This window comes from Bacillus sp. LR--39, assembly GCF_053613335.1.
Window position 1 is genome coordinate 1 of the sequence record NZ_JBSIOT010000694.1, and the last position, 793, is coordinate 793.

At 47.0% G+C, this 793-nt stretch carries 1 protein-coding gene; it reads left to right on the forward strand.

From position 1 onward, the window contains the following. Window position 1 precedes the first annotated feature (1 nt). Entirely contained in the window at window positions 2-763 is a 762-nt protein-coding gene (gene sdhB, locus ACWHAR_RS25900; RefSeq protein ID WP_452088278.1) for a succinate dehydrogenase iron-sulfur subunit, read from the forward strand. Window positions 764-793 lie beyond the last annotated feature (30 nt).

Genomic DNA, 793 nt, shown 5'->3' on the forward strand with positions numbered 1-793 from the left:
CATGAGTGAACAAAAAACCATACGATTTATTATGACACGTCAAGATACAGCCGACAGCACGCCTTATGATGAAGAATTTGAGATTCCATACCGCCCGAATCTGAACGTCATTTCCGCTCTGATGGAAATCCGCCGGAATCCGGTTAATGTCAAAGGTGAGAAGACAACCCCTGTCACATGGGATATGAACTGTCTTGAGGAAGTATGCGGCGCATGTTCAATGGTCATAAACGGAAAACCCCGCCAGTCTTGCACGGCGCTTATCGACCAGCTTGAACAGCCGATCCGTTTAAAACCAATGAAAACATTCCCAGTCGTTCGTGATTTGCAGGTTGATCGCAGCAGAATGTTTGATTCATTGAAAAAAGTTAAAGCATGGATACCGATTGATGGTACGTACGATTTAGGACCGGGGCCGAGAATGCCAGAAAAACGCCGTCAATGGGCATATGAATTATCAAAATGCATGACATGCGGCGTCTGCCTCGAAGCTTGCCCGAATGTGAACAGCAAATCGAAGTTCATGGGGCCTGCACCGATGTCGCAAGTCCGCCTGTTTAACGCGCATCCGACAGGCGCCATGAATAAATCTGAACGATTAGAAGCATTAATGGATGAAGGCGGCCTTGCAGATTGCGGTAACTCGCAAAACTGTGTTCAATCCTGTCCGAAGGGGATTCCGCTTACCACTTCGATTGCAGCCTTGAATAGAGATACAAACTTACAAGCGTTCCGCAATTTCTTCGGAAGCGACAGAGTATAAGAAGAAAAAACCTCTTCCGCATGGGAGAGG